This is a genomic window from Myxococcus sp. MH1 (assembly GCF_059738865.1).
Map to the genome: position 1 here is coordinate 7,284,303 of NZ_AP026947.1, position 22,260 is coordinate 7,306,562.

Below are 22,260 nucleotides of genomic sequence, written 5' to 3' on the forward strand. Positions count from 1 at the left end.
ATAATGCGAGAACACGATTTACTCGAATTCTAGCATTTACTTCATTCGGAGTGACAACAAAGTCAGATGGCGTAGTCCCCCACGAACACGGAGGCGGAGCGCACGTCCGCGTTGACCGCGTCCCCTTCCGAGACGCCGAGCGCATCGAACTCGGAGCGGGACACCTGCACCGTCACTTCATCGCCCGAAGGAAGTCTCAGGAGCACCTTGACGAAGCCGCCCACGGACTTGAGGCGCTCCACCCTCCCGGTGACAGGGGAGGCGCTTCGCGCCGCTTCATCCGTGCGCGCCAGCTTGATGTCATGCGGACGCACGAAGGCATGCACCGCCTGGCCTTCCCGAGCGGCGGACGGCATCGCCAGGGCGAGCGAGCCGAGCGCCGCGCGCCCCTGCTGGACATGGCCTCGCAGGATGCTCGCCCCGCCGATGAACGACGCCACGAAGGGCGAGGCCGGGCGGTCGTAGATGTCCTCCGGTGAGCCCGCCTGGGCCACGCGCCCCTCGCTCAGCACCACGACGTGCTGGGAGATTTCGAGCGCCTCCTGCTGGTCATGCGTCACCAGGAGCGTCGTCAAACCGGTGCGCTCGTGCAGGCCATGCAGCCACTCGCGAAGCTCCTCGCGCACCCGCGTGTCCAGCGCGCCGAAGGGCTCATCCAGGAGCAGCACGCGAGGGCGGATGGCGAGCGCCCGCGCGAAGGCCACGCGCTGACGCTGGCCTCCGGAGAGCTGCGCCGGATGGCGCGCGCCCAGGGCCTCGAGTTGCACCAGGCGCAGCATCTCGTCCACGCGCGCCTCCACCTCGGCCCGGGGGAGCTTGCGCATCTCCAATCCGAAGGCGACGTTCTGCCGCACCGTCATGTGGCGGAACAAGGCATAGCTCTGGAACACGACACCCACGTTGCGCTGTTGCACCGGCTGCGCCGTGCAGTCCGCGCCGTCGATGAGGACACGCCCCGAGTCGGGAACCTCCAGCCCGGCGATGAGGCGCAGCAGCGTGGACTTGCCCGCGCCCGATGGGCCCAGCAACGAGGTGATGGCCCCCGCGGGCGCCTGGAACGACACCGACGACACGGCGGGGCTTCCGCCCGCGGAGAACCGCCGGGTGAGCTGCTCGACGACGATGCTCATGACGCCTCACTCCTCCACTCCACGTACTTCTTCAGGACCAGCGTCACCAGCGCCAGCACCGTGAGCAACGAGGCCACGGCGAACGCTCCGGCGAAGTCGTATTCGTTGTAGAGAATCTCCGCGTGCAGCGGCAGCGTCGTGGTGACGCCGCGCACGTGCCCGGACACCACCGAGACGGCGCCGAACTCGCCCATCGCCCGCGCGTTGCAGAGGATGACGCCGTAGAGCACGCCCCACTTCACCTTCGGCAGCGTGACGCGCAGGAAGGTGCGCCAGCCGCTCGCGCCCAGCGTCAGCGCCGCCTCCTCCTCGTCACTGCCCTGCGCCTGCATCACCGGCAGCACCTCCCGGGCCACGAACGGGAAGGTGATGAACACCGTCGCCAGCACGATGCCCGGCACCGCGAAGATGACGTGCACGTCGTGCTCGGCCAACAGCGGCCCCAGCCAGCCCTGCCGCCCGAAGAGCAGCACGAAGATGAGCCCCGCGATGACGGGCGACACGCTGAACGGCAGGTCGATGAGCGTCAGCAGCAGCGCGCGCCCCCGGAACCGGAAGCGCGCCAGCAGCCACGCGGCCGCAAGCCCGAAGACCAGGTTGAGCGGCACGGCGATGCCCGCGGCCGTCAGCGTCAGGAGGATGGCGGAGCGCGCCTCCGGCTCCGTGACGGCGGCCACATACGCGGCCCACCCCTTCTGGAACGCGAAGGTGAAGACCGCCACCAGCGGGACGACGAGGAAGACGGCCAGGAAGCCCAGCGACAGGGTGATGAGCGTCCAGCGCACCCACCGCGAGCCCTCCAGCGGGCGCGTCGCGCGGTGCGACACCAGACTCGAAGGAGCCAGCATGTCCGTCACGCTCCAGGCCGGACTTCGAACCGGCGGTGGCTCCAGCGCTGGAGCAGGTTGACGACGAGCAGCAGCAGGAACGACGTCACCAGCATCACCACCGCGATGGCCGTGGCCCCCGCGTAGTCGTACTGCTCCAGCTTGGTGACGATGAGCAGCGGGACGATTTCGGTGCGCAGCGGCATGTTGCCGGAGATGAAGACGACGGAGCCGTACTCGCCCAGCGCCCGCGCGAAGGCCAGGGTGAAGCCGCTGAGCAGCGCGGGGGAGATGGCCGGGAACAGCACCCGCGTGAAGGTCTGCCACGGCGTGGCGCCCAGCGTCGCCGCGGCCTCCTCCACGTCCGCGTCCAGCTCCTCCAGCACCGGCTGCACCGTGCGCACCACGAAGGGCAGCCCGATGAACGTCAGCGCCACCGCGATGCCCACGGAGGTGTAGGCCACCTTCACCCCCAGCGCCTCCAGATACTGGCCGTACCACCCCTTCGACGAGAACAGCGTGGTGAGCGTCAGCCCCGCCACCGCCGTGGGCAGCGCGAAGGGCAGGTCCACCAGCGACTCCACCAACGAGCGCCCGGGGAAGCGATAGCGCACGAGCACCCACGCGACGAGCAGGCCGAACACGACGTTGACCAGCGCCGCCACCAGCGACGCGCCGAAGCTCAGCCGGTACGCCGCGAGCGCGCGGGGCGCCGACACCGTCTCCCAGAACTGCGGCCACGTCAGGGAGAACGTCTTGAGGAAGAGGCTCGACAGGGGGATGAGCACCAACAACCCCACATAGGCCCAGGTGAAGCCCAGCGACAGGCGGAAGCCGGGCAGGACATGACGACGCGCGGGCATGCTCATGGCTCAGCGCGCCTGGGGGACGTAGATGCGGTCGAAGACGCCGCCATCATCGAAGTGCGCGGCCTGCGCCTTGCGCCAGCCTCCGAACACCTCGTCGATGGTGAAGAGCGTCAGCTTCGGGAAGCGGGCGCCCTCCTTGCTCGCCACCGCCTCCGAGCGCGGACGGTAGTGGTGCTTCGCCGCCAGCCGCTGCCCCTCCTCCGAGTAGAGGAACTGGACATACGCCTCCGCCACGGCGCGCGTGCCGCGCTTGTCCACGTGCCGGTCCACCACCGCGACGGGGGGCTCGGCCAGGATGCTCACCGAGGGCACGACGATGTCGAACCGCCCCTGTCCCACCTCGTCCGTCAGCAGGAAGGCCTCGTTCTCCCAGGCGATGAGCACGTCGCCCAGCCCTCGCTCGGCGAACGTGGTGGTGGCCCCCCGCGCACCGGAGTCGAGCACCGGCACCCGACGGAACAGCGCCTCCACGAAGCCGCGCGCGCTCTCGGGGGTGCCTCCCGGCTTGCGCAGCGCATAGCCCCACGCGGCCAGGTAGTTCCACCGCGCGCCGCCGGACGTCTTCGGGTTGGGCGTGATGACCGCGACGTCCTCGCGCAGCAGGTCCTCCCAGTCGCGGATGCCCTTGGGGTTTCCCTTGCGCACCACGAAGACGATGGTGGAGGTGTACGGCGCGCTGTTGTGCGGGAGCCGCGCCTGCCACCCCTCCGGGATGAGCGACGCCTTGTCGTGGAGCATGTCCACGTCGTAGGCCAGCGCCAGCGTGACGATGTCCGCCTCCAGCCCGTCGATGACCGCCCGCGCCTGCTTGCCGGAGCCGCCATGCGACTGCTTGATGGACACCTTCTGTCCGCGCTTCGCCTCCCACTGGCTGGCGAACGCCGCGTTGACGTCCACGTACAGCTCCCGCGTGGGGTCGTAGGACACGTTGAGCAGCGTGACGACGTTGGCCGAGGCCGCATCGGCACCGGCGGACTTGGAGCACCCGACGAGGGCGAGCACGACGAGCAGGGACGACACGAGCCACGAATGCATGGAGGGGCCTTTCACCAGCTCACCTGGAAGCGGGACATGACGACGGATTCGGGCAGGCGAGCGCCGTCGACGGCGCCTCCCTCGTACTCGGTGTGGTCATACGAGGTGGCCACCCGGACGTTGTTGTTGAGGTACCAGTTCGCCACCGCGCCCCAGCCATGGGCCTTGCGCGCCGCGCGCGTGGGGTCCGCGTAGACGGGGAACGCGTCCGGGTCCACGCGGAGCTCGGACATGCGAGCCCCCACCTCCACCGCGCCCCAGCCCTCCGCGCTCGCGCCGAACGGCTCGGTGGGCTTCACGCCGTCGTAGGCCGCCTTGCCGCCGAAGAGCACGTACGACGCGCTGGCCTGCCAGGACTCGAAGCGCAGCCGCGCGTGCTGCTCCCCCAGGTGGACCTCCTGGGTGGAGGAGACGTACTCGGCCATCGCGCCCAGCGGCCCCAGGTAGAGATAGCCCTGTGGCGACCAGCGCACGTGCGCGCCGTGGGCGACGACGGTCTCCCCCAGGCCGTTGCCCGTCCTGAAGATGAAGAACGTCTGCTGCCCCATGGAGCGCAGCGGCGCCTCGCCCGTGGTGGACGCCGAGCCGAACTGCGACCCGCGCGACGCCGCGATGCCCAGCCCCAGTCCCGAGAGCGACGAGAGCCCCAGCGCCCGGAACGGATGGGCGAACACCCGCGCCGCCAGGTCGAAGCTGTCATCCAGGTTGGTGTCGGCGCTCGCCCCATCCGCCGTGCCGTTGAAGGCCCCCAGCGCGTAGCTCACCACGCCGTCCTTCAGCTCCCCGTGCACCATCACCCCCACGTCCCGGTTGGGCACCAGGTCCGTGGGCAGCGCCCGCTCGATGAAGAGCGTATGGATGCCGGACTGGTTGCGCTCCAGCCCCACCGGCGGACGGAACCTGCCCACGCGCACCCGGACCTCCTTGCGCGGGCGGAACTCCAGATAGGCATCCCACAGCGGAGGCACGTTGGCCGCGAAGTCCACCAGCAGGCGGAAGTCGAACAGACTGAAGAGTGTCCCCTCCAGCAGCGGACGCGCGCGCCGGATGAGCAGCGTCGTCGCCCCGGGACGGTCCGCGCGGCTCTCGAAGAAGCGACCATCCAGTTGCACGTAGCCGCGCAGCTTCAGCAACAGGGCGTTGTCGGCGGAGTGGAGGGAGATTCCCTCGGACGTCGCCCTCACGCTGACGCTCCCCGGGGCGGGCGGCGTGGGCTCGGCGGGCGGAGGTGTCTGGGCCAGCGCGACGGACGAGCACAGCCAGCTCAGCGCCACGGCCAGGAGCGGGGTGCATCGATGCGGGGGTGGACCTGCCATGGCGGAACCTCGACAGCGGAGAGGGGCGCGATGGACGGGGGTTTCGAACTCCAGAAAGCCGAAAGCCCACCTCCTCGCGGATGGTGGGCTTCCTCGAACCAGCTCGAACCAGGCTTCTCAGGCCACGGGTCGACAGGCGCCCACCGCAGGTGCGTCACAGCAGCAACATGCGTGGTGGGTCGAGCGGCGCATCGAGTTCCGCCACGATGCCCGCCACCCTCCATCTTGTCAACGCGGCCCCTGACGACAGCCATCCGCCGGCAGCCGCACTTTCCACTCCGGACAGCCTTTGCCCGCCCCCTCTCACTCGCCCCCGAGGGCCTCGCGGCCAATGACTGGAATCCAAGCATAATTGGAACTCCAAGTCAGGAGGTCCCATGTCGAAACACAGTCGTTCGCGGTGGGTTCCACGCCTCGCCACGCTGTTCCTCGCGGGAGTGGCGGCGCCAGCAGTCCTCGCGGCGGAGCGCCCTTCGCTGGTGAACACGCGCATTGGCACGCCCTTCGGCGCGAACGGGCATTCGTCCACGATTGATGGCCGCGTCTTCGTGGGCAACATCCGCGAGGACCACGCGACGACGACCACCACCTGGGTGGCGCGGGTGTTCCGTCCGGAGGCGGTGACGTACGACGCGGAGGGCAAGCCGAGCTTCGCCGCCGCGTTCTCCCCCGGGCGCACCACCACGGTGAGGAACGGAGAGAACGCGCTGGCGTTCTGCTTCACCCACCCGGCCCAGCCCTACACGCTGGTCGACGGGCTCGCGGTGTACCAGCCGTACCTCTTCGATTCGATGATGTTCAACGGCCCCAACGTGTTCCGCCGCCGTCCGGTGGACCTCCGCGTGTCCCAGCCCTTCACGCCGCAGGCGGACATCTCGTCATTCACCACCGGCAACCTGGAGACGCTGACCACCGTCACCGGCGCGAGCATCCGAGGCATCGAGCCGACGATGACCTCCGACGGCCGGCTGCTCATCTTCCAGGGCGGGCCCCTGAACGATGGCGGCATCGACCACCTGATGTACGCCTACAACCCCACGCCGTGCGCCGCCTCGGGCTGGAGCAACCCGCGTCCCCTGTCGATGATGAACACCGACACGGCCTCGGGTGTGCTGCGCTATCCACTGGCGCGCCAGAAGCTCAAGGCCGCCACCGGCGAGCTCTTCGGCGAGACGACGTCCGGCCCGCTGCTGCGCGGCGCGTATCCGTGGGTGGACCACGAGGGGCGCAACGTCACGTACACCGGCGTCGTCTACACGGATGGCGCGCGCCGCGAGGCGGTGAGCCTGATTGGCGCGGACACCCAGTGGACGGCGTACCACATCGATGGCGCCATCAACACGGGCCGGCTCGACATCGCGCACCTCTTCTACTCGGGCCCCATGTGGAACTTCGAGCAGGAGCGTGCCCCGGAGCAGAACTTCCCTCCCGGCGCCAACAACGACAGCCGCTACCTGCCCGTCACCAAGTCCCACGACGTGCTCGCCCTCTTCGGCAGCAACACGTCGGACTACAACGAGGTGGACGTGGGCGAGCTGGTGGACCCGTTCCACGTGCTCAACCTGCCCATGAACGAGCTGGTGACGCGCGCGGGCGCCTACGACTTGACGCGCACGCCGGACCACTCGGGCTACTTCTACACGGGCACCCTCACCGGCACCGCGTCCATCTCCGCGGGCAACTTCGTGACGCAGTCCACCTCCGGCTCGCTGTGGGAGCCGCACGGCCAGGGCAAGGCGCTCGTCGTCCCCGGAGGCGGCGCCCTCACCGTGAATCTCACGGACCCCAGCGGCACCGTGCGCGGCGTGGGCGCGCTGGTGCGAGGCTTCACCGTGCAGCTCGCCGTCCGTCCCGACGCGAACATCCACGCGGGCTGCACCACCGGCAATCCCTATCGCTACCTCTTCCAGAAGTCGGGGGCCATCGACCTCATCTACGAGTCCGACAACACGGTGCAGCTCTCCCTCGTCATCAACGGCACCCGCGTGCGCCTGGGGCGCAGCCCGCCGCTGCCCGTCGGCGCGTGGACCCACCTGGGCTATTCCTGGGACGGCGTCACCGGCGTCTTCCGCGAGTACCTCAACGGCGTGCCCACGCGCCGCGTCCTCCCGGTGGCCCCGGGCAGCTTCCGCCTGGGCACGGGCGTGCTGAGCATCGGCGCGGGCAACGTGATGAACACCCAGTCATGTCCCGTCAATGGCGAGGGCTCGTTCAAGGGCGCCATCGACGAGGTGCGCTTCTTCAGCCACGCGCGCTCGGCCCGCTCCATCTGCATGACCTCGCCGGGCGCGGACTGTCTGGACACCGCCATCCAGGAGACACCCACCGAGGGGCAGTTCGGCATGAGCCAGCAGTTGCACCTGTGCAACAGCTACGCGGCGCTCGGCACGCGGGCCTGCTCGTCAGCCATGCACCGCGTCTGCGCGCAGCGCGGGGCGCATGACGCCCTGGCCAACAGCACCAACGTCCTGGAGACGATTCAGCAGCTCATCGGCAACCGCCCGCCCATCTCGCTCCTGGGCGTGCTCGCCGGCGCGAACGCCACCGACGTCAACGTGGCCTGCGGCCCCATCCAACATGAGAGCGTGGCCGTCACCTTCGAGGAGCTGTCGCGCCTGCACGGGCTCTGCACGGATGAGCGCGTCGCGCAGACGCTGGACTGCGGCGCCGCCGCGCATCGCTGGTGCAACAAGCTGGGCTGGACGACGGGACAGATCTTCGAGGTGACGTCACGTCCCTGGGTGGGCTGCTTCAACTCCGGCCTCATCCAGGACGTGGCCAAGGACCAGCTCGGCCCCGTGTCCAACTCCGGCGCCTTCATGACCACCGACTCCAAGCTGGAGGTCAGCCGGTGGTGCCAGGCGCGAGGGTATGGCGCCGGCGTGGTGCAGGAGCTGGGCCTGGGTTACCTCGCGCAGGTGCACTGCTTCCAGCCCGCCGTGACGGTGCCCTGGAAGATCAACCCCTGAGCCCCGGCGCCCCTCAGGTCCCCTGGAGCCTGAAGGGCGTCCCCTTCTCGCCGGCGGAGTGCTCGCGGGTCAGCACCTCGAGCACCTCGCCGGGGAGCGGGAACCACCGCAGCCGCTCGGCCTCCACGCGGAGCGGCGCGTCGTCCGTCTTCAGGCGCGCGTAGTCCTGGAGCGCCTCCTCGACGGCCTCGTGCGCGCGGGCGACATAGCAGGTCAGCTCCGATTCGGGCACGGAGCGCCCTGGAGGGGGCGCCTCGGCGTCGCCGTTGGCATAGGACAGCGCATCCAGTCGTCGCAGCGCCCGCTGATGTCCCCGGTAGCGCCACTGTCCGGTGGCGGGCTCCAGCACGTAGCGCGGCAACAGCTTCCAGCCCTCGGCGGCGACGAAGTCCACCGCGTCCAACAGGAAGCCGAACGTCGTCTCGGACAGGAAGTAGTTGAAGCCCAGGCGCACCCAGCCGGGCTTCACGCCATCGGTGCCGCTCAGGATGACGTCCTGGAAGCGGTGGCTGGTGACGGGGTCGATGCTCAAGAGGCGATGGCCGTAGGGGCCCGCGCAGGAGCACCCTCCCCTCGCCTGGATGCCGAACAAGTCGTTGAGCAGGGCGACGACGAAGTTGTGGTGGAGGTACGCGTCACCGTGGCGGACCAGGAAGCTCACGATGGGGAGCCGGGGCAGCGCGGGGTTGCCAAGGATTCGCAGCGCGGGGTTCGCGCCCCAGCGCGTGAGGGCTCTGGCGACGAAGTCCTTCTCCAGGGCGTCGATGTGCTCCACGCCCACGGACTCGCGCAGCCGGAACACCAGCCCGGCGCGTATCGAGTCCACGATGGCGGGCGTGCCACCCTCCTCGCGATGCACGGGGTCGCGCTGGTAGACGTGCTCGCTGCCGCTCACATAGGACACCGTGCCTCCCCCCGGCACGGTGGGGATGCGGTTGCCCAGCAGCCTGCGCTTGACCACGAGCACCCCCGTCGTGCCCGGCCCGCCGATGAACTTGTGCGGTGACAGGAACGCCGCGTCCTTCTCCACGCGGGGCCGCGAAGTGCCGTCCTCCCGGCCATTCATCTCCACGTGGACGTAGGGGCCCGCCGCGGCGAAGTCCCAGAACGCGAGCGCGCCGTGACGACGCAGGAGCGCGCCGATGCCCTCCAGGTCACTGAGGATGCCGGTGACGTTGCTCGCGGCGGAGAAGCTGCCAATGCGCAGCGGTCGCTCCCGGTAGCGCACCAGCTCCCGCTCCAGGTGGTCCGGGTCGATGCGCCCGTCCGCGTCCTCGTCGATGGTGACCACGTCCGCGATGGACTCGCGCCAGGGCAGGTCGTTGCTGTGGTGCTCGTAGGGCCCCACGAACACCACGGGGCGCTCGGCGGCGGGGATGCGCGAGCGCAGGTCATAGCGGGCATCCAGGTCCGCGGGGATGCGCAGGTTGAGGATGTCGATGAGCTTGCAGACGGCCGCGGTGGCGCCCGAGCCACAGAAGAGCACGACGTCCTCGGGTCCACCGCCCACGGCCGCGTGGATGATGTCGCGTGCGTCCTCGCGAAAGCGCGTCGTCTGGGCGCCGGTGCCGGACGTCTCGGAGTGGGTGTTGGCGTAGAACGGGAGCACGTGGTCCCGGATGAAGTCCTCGATGAAGCCCAGGGAGCGGCCCGACGCGGCGTGGTCCGCATAGGTGAGCCGGCGGGCCCCGAAGGGGCCGTCGAGCACCCGCCCCTCCCCCAGGATGGCGCCTCGAATCGACTCGACCAGCCGTGTACGCGCGTCGTGCATCGCTCGCACCTCTCGTGGTGGGGCCCAGCGTCCCGCCGAAGCGCGCCGACTGTCCAGTCCCCACGCGCCGACGGACCGCGTCAGCCACGCGAGCGTCGCACCGTCACTGCGCCGCCCCATGTTAGCGTGAACACACTCCATGAACTTTCGCTTCCAGTGCTGGGTGCAGCGCCACGCCAGCGGTCGGGTGACGCTCACGCCGCTGTCACTTCCCCACCTCGCGGTGCACGCGGACTCCCTGGAGAAGGCCACCGAGGAGCTCACGCTGGCGCTCGACGACCAGCTGACCCGCATCCATCCCCGCCGCGTGCCGGAGTTCATCTCCGCCACGGGCGGCACGCCGCACGCGCTGGAGCTGCGGGCCCTCCCCGTCTGGGGCGAGGAGGAGAACTCCGTCGCGCCGCTGTCGCTCTTCGGCGTCTCCGCGCCCACGCACCAGTCCTACCTGGGGCTGAACACGCCGCGCCTGGAGACGCAGCTGTGGTTCCAGGGCAAGTCACTCCCCGAAGATGCCCCGGAGCGTCTGCGCGAGCGCCTGGAGGGACTCAGCGACGCGCGCCTGTTGGCCCTGCGCGCGGACGGCGGCGAGGCGTTGATCGACGTGGAGGTGGAGGCCACGCCCACGCGGCTGTCGGCCCTGACGCCGCGGCAGCTCCACCTGGACATCCGCCCACCGCCGCGTCCCCCGGACGCCCCCGACACATCCGATGAGCCTCGCGTCACCGGGCCGCTGGACGACGAGGACGAAGAGGAGGTCCTCGACGACGACACGTGGGAGCCCCGCAAGCGCAAGCGGCGCCATGAGCCGGGTGACAAGGCCGCGAAGCCGCCCCCCACGCCCGTGCTGGACCGCATCGCGGTGCCCTGGCACAAGCTCGCGGAGGACGGCCAGCTGGACCCCGCCTACGAGCAGGACGCGCTGGTGTCCCTGCTGCGCGCCCGCCTGGCCGCGAAGGACGCGGAGGCCGTGGTGCTGGTGGGCCCCTCCGGGGTGGGAAAGTCCGCCCTGCTGCACGCGCTCGCCGAGGCGCTGCGCGCGCCCACCGCCACGGACGACGAGCGCGCGCGGCCCTTCTTCTTCCTGGACGGCAGCCGCCTCATCGCGGGCGAGGGCATGTGGGGCGGCTGGCAGCAGCAGGTGCTCCAGTCCTATCGCGAGGCCTCCGAGGCCCGCGCCATCCTCGCGCTGGGCCACGCCGTCGACCTGCTCGACGCGGGCAAGAGCGCGCACAGCGACCAGAACGTGGCGCAGCTGCTCCTGCCGCTGCTGTCCACCCGCGAGGTGTCCGTGGTGGCCGAGGCCACGGCGGAGACGTGGGCCCAGGTGGAGCGCCGCAACGCCAGCTTCGCCCGGCTGTTCTCCGTGGTGCGCGTGGAGGAGCCCGCGCTGGAGTCGCTCTCCCGCATCCTGACGCGCGTGGCCCAGGACACCGTGGGCGCCACGTCGCTGGACGTGAAGCCGGAGGCCCTGGAGGAGTGCCGCTTCCTGTGCCGGCGCTTCCTGCCGTACGGCGCGCAGGTGGGCAACGCGGTGGCCTTCCTCCGGCGGCTGCTCGCCACCTGCACCCACGCGGCCCAGGCCCACGTCACGCGCCTGGACGCCGTCCGCCAGTTCGCCTCCGAGTCCGGCATCCCCGAGTCCCTGCTTCGCGACGACGTGCCGCTGGAGGCCGAGCAGGTGCGCGCGTTCCTTTCCACGCGGGTGCTGGGACAGCCGACGGCGGTGGAGCGCGTCGCCAACGTCGTGTCCGTGCTGAAGGCGGGGCTCGCGGACACTCGCAGGCCGCTGGGCGTGCTCCTGTTCGTGGGCCCCACGGGCGTGGGCAAGACGGAGCTGTCCAAGGCCCTGGCGGAGCTGTTGTTCGGCTCGCGCGAGCGCATGGTGCGCCTGGACATGGGCGAGTACGCCGGCCCGGACGCGCTCCTGCGCCTCCTGGGTGACGGGCAGACGCCGGGCCACCTCTCCGCGGCCGTGCGCCGCCAGCCCTTCTGCGTGGTGTTGCTGGACGAGGTGGAGAAGGCCCACCCCGCCGTGCACGACGCGCTGCTGGGCGTGCTGGGCGAAGGCCGGCTCACCGACGCGTCGGGCCGCTTCACCGACTTCCGCAACGCGGTGCTCGTGCTCACCAGCAACCTGGGCGCGGACACGTGGCGCGCGCGCGTGGGCTTCGACTCGCTGGGCGGAGTCCCCGACGTGGCGGCGCTGCGCACGCACTACCTGGCGGAGGTGCAGCGCTTCTTCCGGCCGGAGATGTTCAACCGCCTGGACGACACCATCGTCTTCTCGCCCCTCTCCGCGGAGCTGCTGCGCCGGTTGGTGGTGCGCGAGGTGGAGGCCGTGCGACGCCGCTCCGGCCTGTCCCGCCACGACGCGAGCCTGGAGGTCTCCGAGTCCGCGCTGGACTGGCTCGCCGCGCGTGGCTTCGACCCGCGCTATGGCGCGCGCCCGCTCAAGCGGGCCCTGGAGCGGGAGCTGGTGGTGCCGGTGGCGGCCTGGCTCGCGGAGCACCCGACGAGCGGCCCGGTGACGCTGCACGTGGAAGGCGGCGACAGTGGCCTCACGCTGCGCGCGGAGGCGGTGGGCGGCGCTGCGGAGGGCGTGGGTCGACAGGCCATCGAGCAGGTGCTGGAGGAGGCCGCCACCCTGCGCGCGGAGGTGCAGCGCTGGGGTCGCTCTCCGCCCATGCGCGTGCTCCGCCAGGAGCTGGCTGTCTTCGACAAGATGTCCCGGCAGACGTCGTACTGGGAGGAGCGCGCGCTGGCGGAGGAGTCGTCACGCAAGTCCGGCGAGGCGCGTGAGCTGGACAAGGCCTTCCGCGAGTGCGCCCAGCAGACGGAGGCCATCGAGGACCTGCTCTTCGAGGCGCACCTGTCGCGCTCGGTGGGACAGGCGGAGTCGCTCGCGCGTGATGTCTCCTCGCTGCGCGCCACGTTCCGCCCTCTGCGGGAGCGGCTCTACGGGAGCCTCTACCAGTACTCGCGCAGCGTCTCCCTCATCCTGGTCCCCAGCCGGGGCGCGTGGGCCCGGCTGTGCTTCCTCGCGGCCTCCTACGAGCGCTGGTGCAACAGCAAGCAGCTCACGTTCCAGCGCGTGCTCCTGTGGCCCTACCAGAAGCCGGAGGGAGAGAAGGCGCCTCGCAAGCCCCCGCCTCCGACGTGGAGCTACGAGAAGCACGACGACCTGACGAAGCTGAAGACGACGCCCATGGCCTACGCCATCGAGGTGACGGGCGAGACGCGCCCCCTCCTCCTCTCCGCCGAGCACGGCGTGCACCGCTTCGTCGAGGGGAGCCAGGCGGCGCTGGTCCGCGTGCTCTTCACGACGAACCCGTACAGCCGGGACGTGCTGCCGGAGTGGGAGAAGCTCGAGAAGCTGCTGCCGAAGGAGGAGGTCCGGAGGATTCGCCCCGGCTCGACGGAGATGTCGGGGGGCTCCGTGGAGGACCTGCGCACCGGCGCGCGCGCGCGCTACGCCGGCGGCGTGCTGGACATGGAGTCGCTGCAGGAGCCGTGGATGAACTGGCGCGTGTTCGGCGAGACGGAGGAGGACTGACCCATGGATCTCAAACTGCCCCTCGTCTACGCCCCCATGGGTGGCCGCCTCGTCGAGGCCTGGGTCCCCGCCTTCTGGCCCGCCCTGCACCGCGTGGGCCCCAGCCTGTCCGCGCTGCGCGACGACCTGGCGCTCGCCATCATGGAGCGCTTCGAGAAGGAGCACCCGTCGCGCGTGGCCAGCTACCAGCTGCCTCCGCACCTGTCGCTCAAGCACGTGAAGGTGGACACCGAGGCGAGAGATCGGGAGAAGGGCCTGCGCATCGCGCTGGAGGGGCGCATGGCGGTGCTGCTGGAGAAGTGGCCTCGCGATGACTTCTGGGTGGTGACGCCCACGCGCATGCCGGAGGCCCGCTTCGCCATCGCCCGGCCCGAGGACCTGCCCAAGGCGCTGGGGCGCAGGCTGGGCGCGTGGTGCCTGGAGCACGGGCTGAAGAACCTGGACTCGCGCTGGGCCCAGGGCCGTGAGCGGCTGGAGCTGCTGGAGGTGGATGCCTACGCGCCCTCCATCCTCCCGCGCACGCCGCCCCGGCCGCCCAAGCCGCCCCGGCGTCGCCGCGCGTCCGCGTCGGAGTCGAAGCAGACCGCGACGCCGCCCGAGACACCGGAGCAGCGAGAGAAGCGGCGCAACCGCAGGCGGCTCACGCTCACGGAGCTGCGCGAGGTGGCGCGCAACCTGAGCCACGCCGCGCGCGACGACGGGCTGGAGCATTGCTACGGCCGCGAGTCGCTCGTGCGCGAGGTGGTGGACGCACTGGAAGGCCGCGAGGGCGCGGCCATCGTCCTGGTGGGCCCGCCGGGCTCGGGCAAGACGGCGCTGGTGCACGAGGTGGTGCGCCGGCTCACCGTCCGCCAGGACGCCGCGGGACAGCGCCGGGACGTGTGGCGCGTGGACGGCAACCAGTTCATCGCGGGCATGAGCTACGTGGGCCAGTGGGAGGCGCGGGCCCGGGGCGTGGTGAAGGAGCTGGTGGAGGTCGCGGACCTGCTCTACGTGGACGACCTGGCGTCGCTCGTCTACGCGGGACGCACCGCGAACGAGCGCACCAACGTGGCGCAGTTCCTGGAGCCGCACATGGCGCGCGGCGAGCTGACGGTGCTGGCCGAGTCCACGCCGGAGCGCTTCGAGCGCGTGCGCGAGGAGGCCCCCACGCTCGCCTCGCTCTTCCGCGTGGTGCACGTGCCAGCGCTGGAGCCCCGCACGACGCTGCCCGCCCTGCTGGGCACGCTGCGCGAGCTGGAGGGCTCGGGTGACGGCGGGCCCGCGGTGCGGCTGTCGCCGCTGGCGCTGGAGACGCTGCTGGACCTGCAGCACCGCTTCGTCGCGCACGAGTCCTTCCCGGGCAAGGCGGTGCGCCTCTTGCGCCGGGTGCTCGCGCGCCCGGGCACGGTGGAGCAGAACGTGCGGCGCTTCACGGAGGTCGACGTCACCGCCGCGATGCGTGAGCAGACGGGCCTGCCGGACTTCGTGCTGGGCAGCGCGCCGCCCCGCCCCCGCGAGGCGCTGGAGCGGGCCCTGGCCACGCAGGTGGCGGGGCAGCCGGAGGCCGTCGGCGCCGTGGTGGACGCCATCCTCACGCTCCAGCGCTCGCTGCAGCCGCCGGACAAGCCGCTGGCCACGTACCTCTTCGTGGGCCCCACGGGCGTGGGCAAGACGGAGACGGCCAAGGCGCTGGCGCGCACCCTCTTCGGCAGCGAGGAGCGGCTGGTGCGCTTCGACATGTCGGAGTTCATCTCCGCGTCCAGCATCACCCGCCTGCTCGGGCGGCCCGGTGCGCCGGACGGTGAGCTGACCACGGCGCTGCGCACCCAGCCCTTCTGCGTCGTGCTCTTCGACGAAGTGGAGAAGGCGCACCCGCGCGTGTTCGATGCCCTGCTCCAGTTCCTCGGCGAGGGGCGGTTGACGGACGGCGCCGGGCGCACCGTGGACGCAAGGCAGGCGGTGGTGGTGCTCACGTCCAACCTGGGCGTGCGCGAGGCCGCCGCCCGCACGGGCTTCCACCGGGCCCCCGAAGGCGCGGAGGCGCACTACCTCTCCGCGGTGCGCGCGTTCTTCCGCCCGGAGTTCTTCAACCGGTTGGACCGCGTGGTGCCCTTCCGCTCGCTGACGCCCGCCGCGCTGCGGCTCGTCGTGGAGCACGCGCTGGAGTCGCTGCTGTCGCGTCGGGGCATCCGCCGGGGCAACGTGCTGGTGGAGGTGGAGTCCCCGCTGCTCGACCTGCTCGTGGAGCAGGCCTATGATCCGCGCTATGGCGCGCGTCCACTGAAGCGCGCGCTGGAGCGTCGCCTCACCGTGCCCCTGGCGCATCACCTGGTGCGGCGCGGAGGCGACGACCTGGCCCGCGTGGAGCTGTATCGCCAGGGTGACGACATGGGCCTGTCCGTGGAGCTGCTCGTGCGCGAGCCCGCGTGGGCGCCCGAGCAGGCCGCGAGCGCATGGACGCTGCCCGCGGTCTTCCGTGCGCTCGAGGAGGTCACCGCGCGGCTGGACGCGCTGCTGGCGGCGGAGGCGAAGCGCGCGGAGGCGGGAGACGTATCGACGAGCCCCGAGGCGCTGGAACTGGGCGAGCGCCTGGAGCGACTGTCGGCCGAGGCCCTGGACATCCGCGAGAACGAGCTGGCGGACCGCGACTTCCTCGAGACGGAGGAGCGCGCGGGCAAGGAGGAGCGCCGCGCGTACGACTCCAGCTGGCACAACAAGGGACGCGGTGGACTGAGGCCCCGTCCGGCGTACGCCGCGCAGCCCCTGCCGGTGTCTCCCGAGGAGCGGCTGCGCCGCTGCCGCCCCAAGGTGATGAAGCTGCGGGATGAGGTGGAGTGGCTCGCGCACCAGCTTGGCCGGCGCGAGCGCGGCGTGGAGACGCACAGCCTGTTGGTCGAGGGTCTGGCCGACGCGTCCACCTTCGCGGTGAGCGCCGTGACGGGCTCGTTGCCCCAGGGGCTCGGCCGCTGCGTCGTCCTCGAGGAGCGCGTGGAGCCGGATGGCAGGACATCATGGGAGTCGAGCGGGACGGCGCTCCCCGTCGGAGCCCGCGTCCGGCGCGCGGTGGTGACGCTGACCGCGTTCGGTCTGTCGGACGTCCTCCCCCAGCTGGAGGGCTACGCGCTGGTCCTCATCCCTCGCGATGACGGCCCCAGGCCCGCGCTGCTGCGCGTGGAGCAACTGGAGGGCTCGCCGGAGCAGCTCGCGGACGTGGCCCAGCGGGTGGCCGCGCGAGACCAACTGAAGCTCGCCGAGCAGCAGGCACGCCGCGCGGGCACGGCCCCCGCGCCCACCCCGGGCCGGGTCGTCCTGGAAGGAATGCAGCCGCCCATCCAACACCTGGCGAGCGGACGGCCGCCCGCGGACGCCGTCACCTGGGCGGCGCGAGTGCTGCGCGAGCAGTCCCGAGGAGGGCACTGACATGGAGAAGAACTTTCACCTGTTCGTGCGCAGCTACCCGGGCGTGGGTGTGGCCGCGCACGTGCTGACGCATCCGCACCTCGCCTCGTTCGCGCCGGACCTGGCGACCGCGCGCCTGGACGTGGCGGAGGTGCTGGGGCGGCTGCTCAAGCGCGGTCAGCTCCACGATGAAGTCACGCACTGGCCGGACCTGCGCACCAAGAAGATGAACCTCACCGTGCGCGCCGTACAGCACGGGCGGCTGTTGCCCGTGCCCCTCAAGCTCACCGTGGTGACGCGCGGTGGGCGCGGCGGCGGCAAGGCGGAGCGCGCGAAGCGCAAGGCGGGCTCGGGCAAGGACCCCGTGCACGTCTGGGTGCCGCGCGTGGACGTGCAGGGCTCGCTGCAGGACCTCTCCGACCTAGAGGCGTACGTGGAGGAGCTCGTCCGGCACGAGCTCTACCTCGCGCCCCTGGAGCGGCTGCACTCGCTGGCCTACCTGGGCGATGAGACCGTCGAAACCCTCTCCGTGTCGATGAAGCACCGCGAGGCACCCCGCGCGACCCGGGTCGACGAGTCCCGGCGCGCCGAGCGCAGACCGCCTCCGCCCCCCGCGCTCGCGGAGGCCAGCCGCTGCCTCAACGAGGAGGCCCGCGCGGGCCTGCTGGAGCGTGCGTGGGAACGCAACAAGGAGGTGGGGCTGCTCACCGAGGCCGTCACGGCGCGCGCGCGCGCCAGCGTGCTGCTGGTGGGGCCGCCCTCCGTGGGCAAGACGGCGCTGGTGCACGAGCTGGTGCACCGCGCCGAGTCCGCCCCCGCGGGCAACCCGCTCCACGGGCTGGAGGTCTACAGCACGTCGGGGGGCCGCATCATGGCCGGCATGGCCTACCTGGGGCAGTGGCAGAAGCGCGTGCAGCAGATGGTGCTCGAGCTGCGGGTGCGCCGCGCGGTGCTGCATTTGGACAGCCTCTCGGAGCTGCTCTCGCTGGGCGGCGGCGACACGGGCCTGGACGTCGCGCGGCACCTGCTGCCCGCGCTGGAGGGCGGCGAGGTGGTGCTGGTGCTGGAGGCCACCCCCGAGGACGTCGCGCGCGCCGAGCGCACGCATGGCGCCTTCCTCCAGGCCCTGCGACACCTCGCGGTGGAGCCGCTGCCCGCGTCCGCCGCCAGGGCCGCCGTGCAGCAGGCCTCGCAGCGCGTGGCCAAGACGCGCAAGGTGCGCTTCACGCCGGAGTCCCTGGAGCGCGCGGCCGAGCTGACGGAGCGCTTCGGCGAGGGGCCTCCGCCCGGTGGCGCGGTGTCGCTGCTGCGCGCCGCCACGTCCCAGCTCGACTCGGGCGCGGAGGTGGGCCCCGGCGCGGTGACGGCCGCCTTCTGCACGCGCACGGGCTATCCGCGCGAGCTGGTGGACGCGTCGATTCGACTGGACCCGGACGCGCTCCTTCGCCGCTTCCGCGAGCGCATCGTCGGCCAGGACGAGGCCACGCTGCTGTTGCGCAACCTCGTCGTCACGCTGAAGACGGGCCTCGCCGACCCTTCACGTCCCCTGGGCGCGTTCCTGCTCCTGGGCCCCACGGGCGTGGGCAAGACGGAGTCCGCGCTGGCCCTGGCGGAGTACCTGTTCGGGGACGTGTCGCGGCTGGCGCGCTTCGACATGGCCGAGTACGCGGCGCCGGGCAGCGCGGGGCGCCTCGTGGGTGAGGTGGGTGGACAGCAGGGGGGGCTTGCGCGGCGGGTGCGCGAGCAGCCCTTCGGCGTGGTGCTGCTGGATGAGGTGGAGAAGGCGGACGCCGGTGTGCACGACCTGCTGCTCCAGGTGCTCGGCGAGGGGCGGCTCACGGACGGCACGGGCCGCACCGTCAGCTTCCGCAACACGGTGGTGCTGCTCACCAGCAACCTGGGCGCGGAGTCGGCGGCGCGCTCGCTGGGCTTCGGCGGGGATGGGCCTCGCGACATGGAGGCCCACTACCTGGGCGCGGCCACGGCCTTCTTCCGGCCGGAGCTGCTCAACCGCTTGGACCAGGTGGTCCCCTACCGCGCCCTGTCCGCGGACGTCATCCGCACGCTCACCCGGCGCACGCTGGATGCCGCCCTGGGACGCGAGGGCCTCTCACGGCGGGGCGTGAAGGTGTCCTTCGGCGAGGACGTGGTGGACTTCCTCGCCCGGACGGGCTTCGACGCGCGCTACGGCGCCCGGCCCCTGAAGCGCGCGGTGGAGCAGCACGCCGTCGTCCCGCTCGCCCAGTGGCTCGCCGCCCATGCGGGCGCGCCCCACCGGCACGTGGAGCTGCGCCTGGGCAGCGAGGAGCGCCTGGAGGTGGTGCCCCGGGCCTGACATCAACTCGTGACAGGGCTCTGCTATCGTCGCCCACGCCCTCCCCACCCGGAGCCAGACCCCTCCTTCATGCGCTGTGTCGACGAGGCCGTCTTCATGAAGTTGCTCCTGGGGGAGCTGTCCCCCCAGGAGTCCGCGGAGGTGGATGCGCACCTCGACACGTGCGCCTCCTGCAGGTCCATGGTCGCCGAGGGCCTGCGCGCCCAGTCCCCGGACGCCGCCGGCGCGGAGCCCCCCACCGAGCCCGCGCAGCCGTTCTCAGGCCGCCCGGACGCGGCCCTGGAGAAGGGCACCGCCGTGGGCCGCTACCTGGTGCTGGAGCTGCTCGGCGCCGGGGCCATGGGCGTCGTCTATGGCGCGTATGACCCGGAGCTGGACCGCCGCGTGGCGCTCAAGCTGCTGCGCACCGGCGCGCTCGGGCTGAACGTCGAGAAGGAGCGCGCGCACCTGCTGCGCGAGGCGCAGGCCATGGCCCGCGTCTCCCACCCCAACGTGGTGGCCGTGTACGACGTGGGCACCTTCGGCCAGCACGTCTTCCTCGCCATGGAGCGCGTGGAGGCCCGGACGCTCGTCGAGTGGCTGAAGGCCGCGCCGCGCCCGTGGCGACAGGTGCTCGAGCTCTTCCTCGACGCGGGCCGGGGGCTCGCCGCCGCGCACGCCGCGGGCGTGGTGCACGGCGACTTCAAGCCCGCCAACCTCCTGGTGGGCGACGACGGCAACGTCCATGTCACCGACTTCGGCCTCGCGCGCCTGGGCGCCGCCACCGCGACACAGGGCGCCGCCACCACGACGGAGGGTGCCGCCACCGCGGGCATGGAGCGCTCCGTCACGGGCGGCACGCCGGCCTACATGGCGCCGGAGCAGCTGCTCGACAAGACACGCGCGAGCGCGGCCGGGGACCAGTTCTCCTTCTGCGTGGCGCTGCACGAGGCCCTCTACGGCGCGCGGCCCTTCGAGGGCGCCACGCTGGCGGAGCTCTCCACCCAGGTGTCCTCGGGGCAGGTGCGGACCGCGCCCGCCGGCACGCGCGTGCCGCCGTGGGTGCGCCGCGTGTTGCTGCGTGGACTGGCCCGGCGTCCCGAGGACCGCTTCCCGCATCTGGGGGCGTTGTTGGACGCGCTCCAGAAGGACCCCTCGGCCCGATGGAAGCGCGCGCTCCAGCTCGGCAGCGCCGTGGCCATGCTCGGCGCGGCTGTGGGCCTGACGCACGCGGTGCACACCCGGGGCGCCCGCGCCTGCGCGAGCGCCCCGGACGAGATGACCGCCGTCTGGGGGCCCGAGCAGCACAACGCCATCCAGAACGCCTTCGCCGCCACTGGCCGTCCCTACGCCACCGCCGCCTGGGAGCGCGTGCGCCGCGAGCTGGACGCGTACACCGCCGCGTGGACGACCACGCGCATCACCGCCTGCGAGGCGACGCGCGTGCGCCAGGAGCAGCCCGAGGAGGTGATGGCGTGGCGCATGCGCTGTCTCGACAACCGGCTGGCGGACGTCTCTGCGCTCGCGCGGCTGTTGTCCCAGGCGGATGCCCGGACGGTGGACGAGTCGCACCGCGCGGTGAAGGGGCTGCCGGCGTTGTCGGGCTGCTCGGAGGCGCTCGCGCCGGGCGGGGCCGTGATTCCCGAGGGGCCCGAGGCCCGGGCCCAGCACGCCACGCTGCGCGCCACCCTCGCCCGGGGCCGCGCGCTGCTCTCCACCGGGCGCTATGCGGAGGGCGTCGCGCTGGTGGAGCCCACGGCGCTCGCCGCCCGGCGCGCGGCGAACCGGCATGACGGCGCCGAAATCTCGCTGCTGCTCGGCGAGCTGCGCGAGGGCGCGGGCGACTGGCGCGGCGCGGAGGCCGCCCTCTTCGAGGCGCTCAACGCCGCGGAGGCCACGCGTCAGGACGCCGTGGCCGCGCGGGCCTGGACGCTGCTGGTGCGCGTGACGTGCATCGGCCTGGACGAGTACGAGCTCGCCTCGCGCTGGAAGGACCGGGCCGCCGCCGCCATCGAGCGACTGGGCGGCGGCAACGAGCTGACGCGCGTCAACCTCCTCACCTACTCCGGCACGCTCTTGCGCAAGCAGCGCCGGTTCGAGGAGGCCGTCGAGCTCCAGCGGCAGGCGCTCCTGTTCGCCGAGAGCACCTTCGGCCCGGACAGCCTGGAGGTCGCGGACGTGCTGCTGGAGCTGGGCTCCACCCAGTGGGTGCACCCCCGGCTGGAGGAGGCGAAGGCCCACCTGGAGCGCGCCGCCGCCATCACCCAGCAGGCCCTGGGCCCCGAGCACCCGGACGTCGCGCGCGTGCGCATCGCCATGGTCCCCGTGCTGCGAGACTTGAACGAACTGGACGTCGCGGAGCGCATCGCGCGCGAGGCGCTGGGCGTCTTCGAGCGCACGCTCGGCCCGGAGCACCCTCGGGTGTACGACGCGCTCAATGACCTGGCCTCGACGCTCGTCGTCGAGTCGCGCACGGACGAGGCCCTGCCGCTGTACGAGCGCGCGCTCTCCATCGTCGCGAAGACGGACGGCGCGGTGAGCCTGGGCGCCGCCGTCATCAACGCCAACCTGGGCGTGCTCTACTTCCAGAGCGGCAAGCACGACCTCGCGCTCGAGCGCTTCCTCTCGGCGGTGAGCATCCGTGAGAAGGCGCGCGGCCTCACGGACCCGGGGCTCGTCAGTCCGCTGCGGCTGGTGGCCCGGGTGCTTGGCTTGAAGGGCCGGTACGAGGACGCCCTGCCGCACCTGCAGCGCGCCGTCGACATCCAGATGCAGCAGGCGGACGACAGCGCCAGTCAGTGGACGCTCAGCCTGAGGGACCTGGGCGCCGCCTTCCTCAAGCTCGGCCGGCCCCGCGAGGCGCTGGCGCCGCTGGAGCGCGCCGTCGCGGGCTGGGACAAGGCCCTGCCGGGCCCCGGCCACCGCACCGAGGTGCGCTTCTTCCTGGCCCAGGCCCTGTGGGACTCCGGCAAGGACCGCGAGCGCGCCGTGCGGCTCGCCAACGAGGCGAAGGCCATGGCCCTCACGGAGGACCCGTCCCCGAGGACCCAGCCGCTCATCGACACCTGGCTCGCCGAGCACCGCCTGCGCTGAGG

11 protein-coding genes are annotated in these 22,260 nt (G+C 72.0%); 5 read left to right on the forward strand and 6 right to left on the reverse strand.

Annotation, left to right across the window (positions count from 1 at the left end; all coding sequences use genetic code 11):
* Window positions 1–62 precede the first annotated feature (62 nt).
* Genes AC6JA9_RS28440 through AC6JA9_RS28460 form a run of 5 tightly spaced genes read right to left on the reverse strand, consistent with a single transcriptional unit; the run spans window position 63 to window position 5,177 of the window.
* Window positions 63–1,130 (reverse strand): sulfate/molybdate ABC transporter ATP-binding protein, encoded by a 1,068-nt coding sequence (locus AC6JA9_RS28440; RefSeq protein ID WP_497958127.1) that lies wholly within the window; start codon window positions 1,128–1,130, stop codon window positions 63–65.
* Window positions 1,127–1,978 (reverse strand): sulfate ABC transporter permease subunit CysW, encoded by an 852-nt coding sequence (gene cysW, locus AC6JA9_RS28445; protein WP_497958128.1) that lies wholly within the window; start codon window positions 1,976–1,978, stop codon window positions 1,127–1,129. The genes AC6JA9_RS28440 and cysW overlap by 4 nt, the downstream gene beginning before the upstream one ends.
* 5 nt (window positions 1,979–1,983) lie before the next feature.
* Window positions 1,984–2,826, reverse strand: a complete 843-nt coding sequence (cysT, locus tag AC6JA9_RS28450) for a sulfate ABC transporter permease subunit CysT (RefSeq protein WP_223745773.1) — start codon at window positions 2,824–2,826, stop codon at window positions 1,984–1,986.
* Between the two features lie 3 nt (window positions 2,827–2,829).
* Window positions 2,830–3,861 carry a sulfate ABC transporter substrate-binding protein gene (locus AC6JA9_RS28455; RefSeq protein ID WP_267700297.1) on the reverse strand — a complete coding sequence of 344 codons (1,032 nt, stop codon included), beginning with the start codon at window positions 3,859–3,861 and terminating at the stop codon, window positions 2,830–2,832.
* An 11-nt stretch (window positions 3,862–3,872) separates the two neighbouring features.
* Complete coding sequence (locus tag AC6JA9_RS28460; protein ID WP_497958129.1) at window positions 3,873–5,177, reverse strand: OprO/OprP family phosphate-selective porin; 1,305 nt, start codon at window positions 5,175–5,177, stop codon at window positions 3,873–3,875.
* A 377-nt stretch (window positions 5,178–5,554) separates the two neighbouring features.
* Between AC6JA9_RS28460 and AC6JA9_RS28465 the strand changes: the two genes are divergently transcribed.
* Complete coding sequence (locus tag AC6JA9_RS28465; protein ID WP_497958130.1) at window positions 5,555–8,146, forward strand: LamG domain-containing protein; 2,592 nt, start codon at window positions 5,555–5,557, stop codon at window positions 8,144–8,146.
* Window positions 8,147–8,159: 13 nt separating this feature from the next.
* Here AC6JA9_RS28465 and AC6JA9_RS28470 read toward each other — a convergent pair whose 3' ends face one another.
* Window positions 8,160–9,917 (reverse strand): aminotransferase class V-fold PLP-dependent enzyme, encoded by a 1,758-nt coding sequence (locus AC6JA9_RS28470; protein WP_497958131.1) that lies wholly within the window; start codon window positions 9,915–9,917, stop codon window positions 8,160–8,162.
* 139 nt (window positions 9,918–10,056) lie between these two features.
* On the opposite strand from AC6JA9_RS28470, the gene AC6JA9_RS28475 reads away from it, so the two are divergent.
* The 4 genes from AC6JA9_RS28475 to AC6JA9_RS28490 all read left to right on the forward strand — a co-directional run bounded on the left by AC6JA9_RS28475 (window position 10,057) and on the right by AC6JA9_RS28490 (window position 22,258).
* Complete coding sequence (locus tag AC6JA9_RS28475; RefSeq protein ID WP_223745768.1) at window positions 10,057–13,470, forward strand: AAA family ATPase; 3,414 nt, start codon at window positions 10,057–10,059, stop codon at window positions 13,468–13,470.
* A 3-nt stretch (window positions 13,471–13,473) separates the two neighbouring features.
* A complete protein-coding gene (locus AC6JA9_RS28480) occupies window positions 13,474–16,872 on the forward strand; it encodes an AAA family ATPase (RefSeq protein ID WP_497958132.1) in 3,399 nt (1,132 codons plus the stop codon).
* Window position 16,873: 1 nt separating this feature from the next.
* Window positions 16,874–19,186, forward strand: coding sequence for an AAA family ATPase (locus AC6JA9_RS28485; RefSeq protein WP_267700293.1), 2,313 nt, complete (start codon window positions 16,874–16,876; stop codon window positions 19,184–19,186).
* A gap of 96 nt (window positions 19,187–19,282) precedes the next feature.
* Complete coding sequence (locus tag AC6JA9_RS28490; protein ID WP_408889843.1) at window positions 19,283–22,258, forward strand: tetratricopeptide repeat protein; 2,976 nt, start codon at window positions 19,283–19,285, stop codon at window positions 22,256–22,258.
* The last annotated feature ends 2 nt before the right edge of the window (window positions 22,259–22,260 follow it).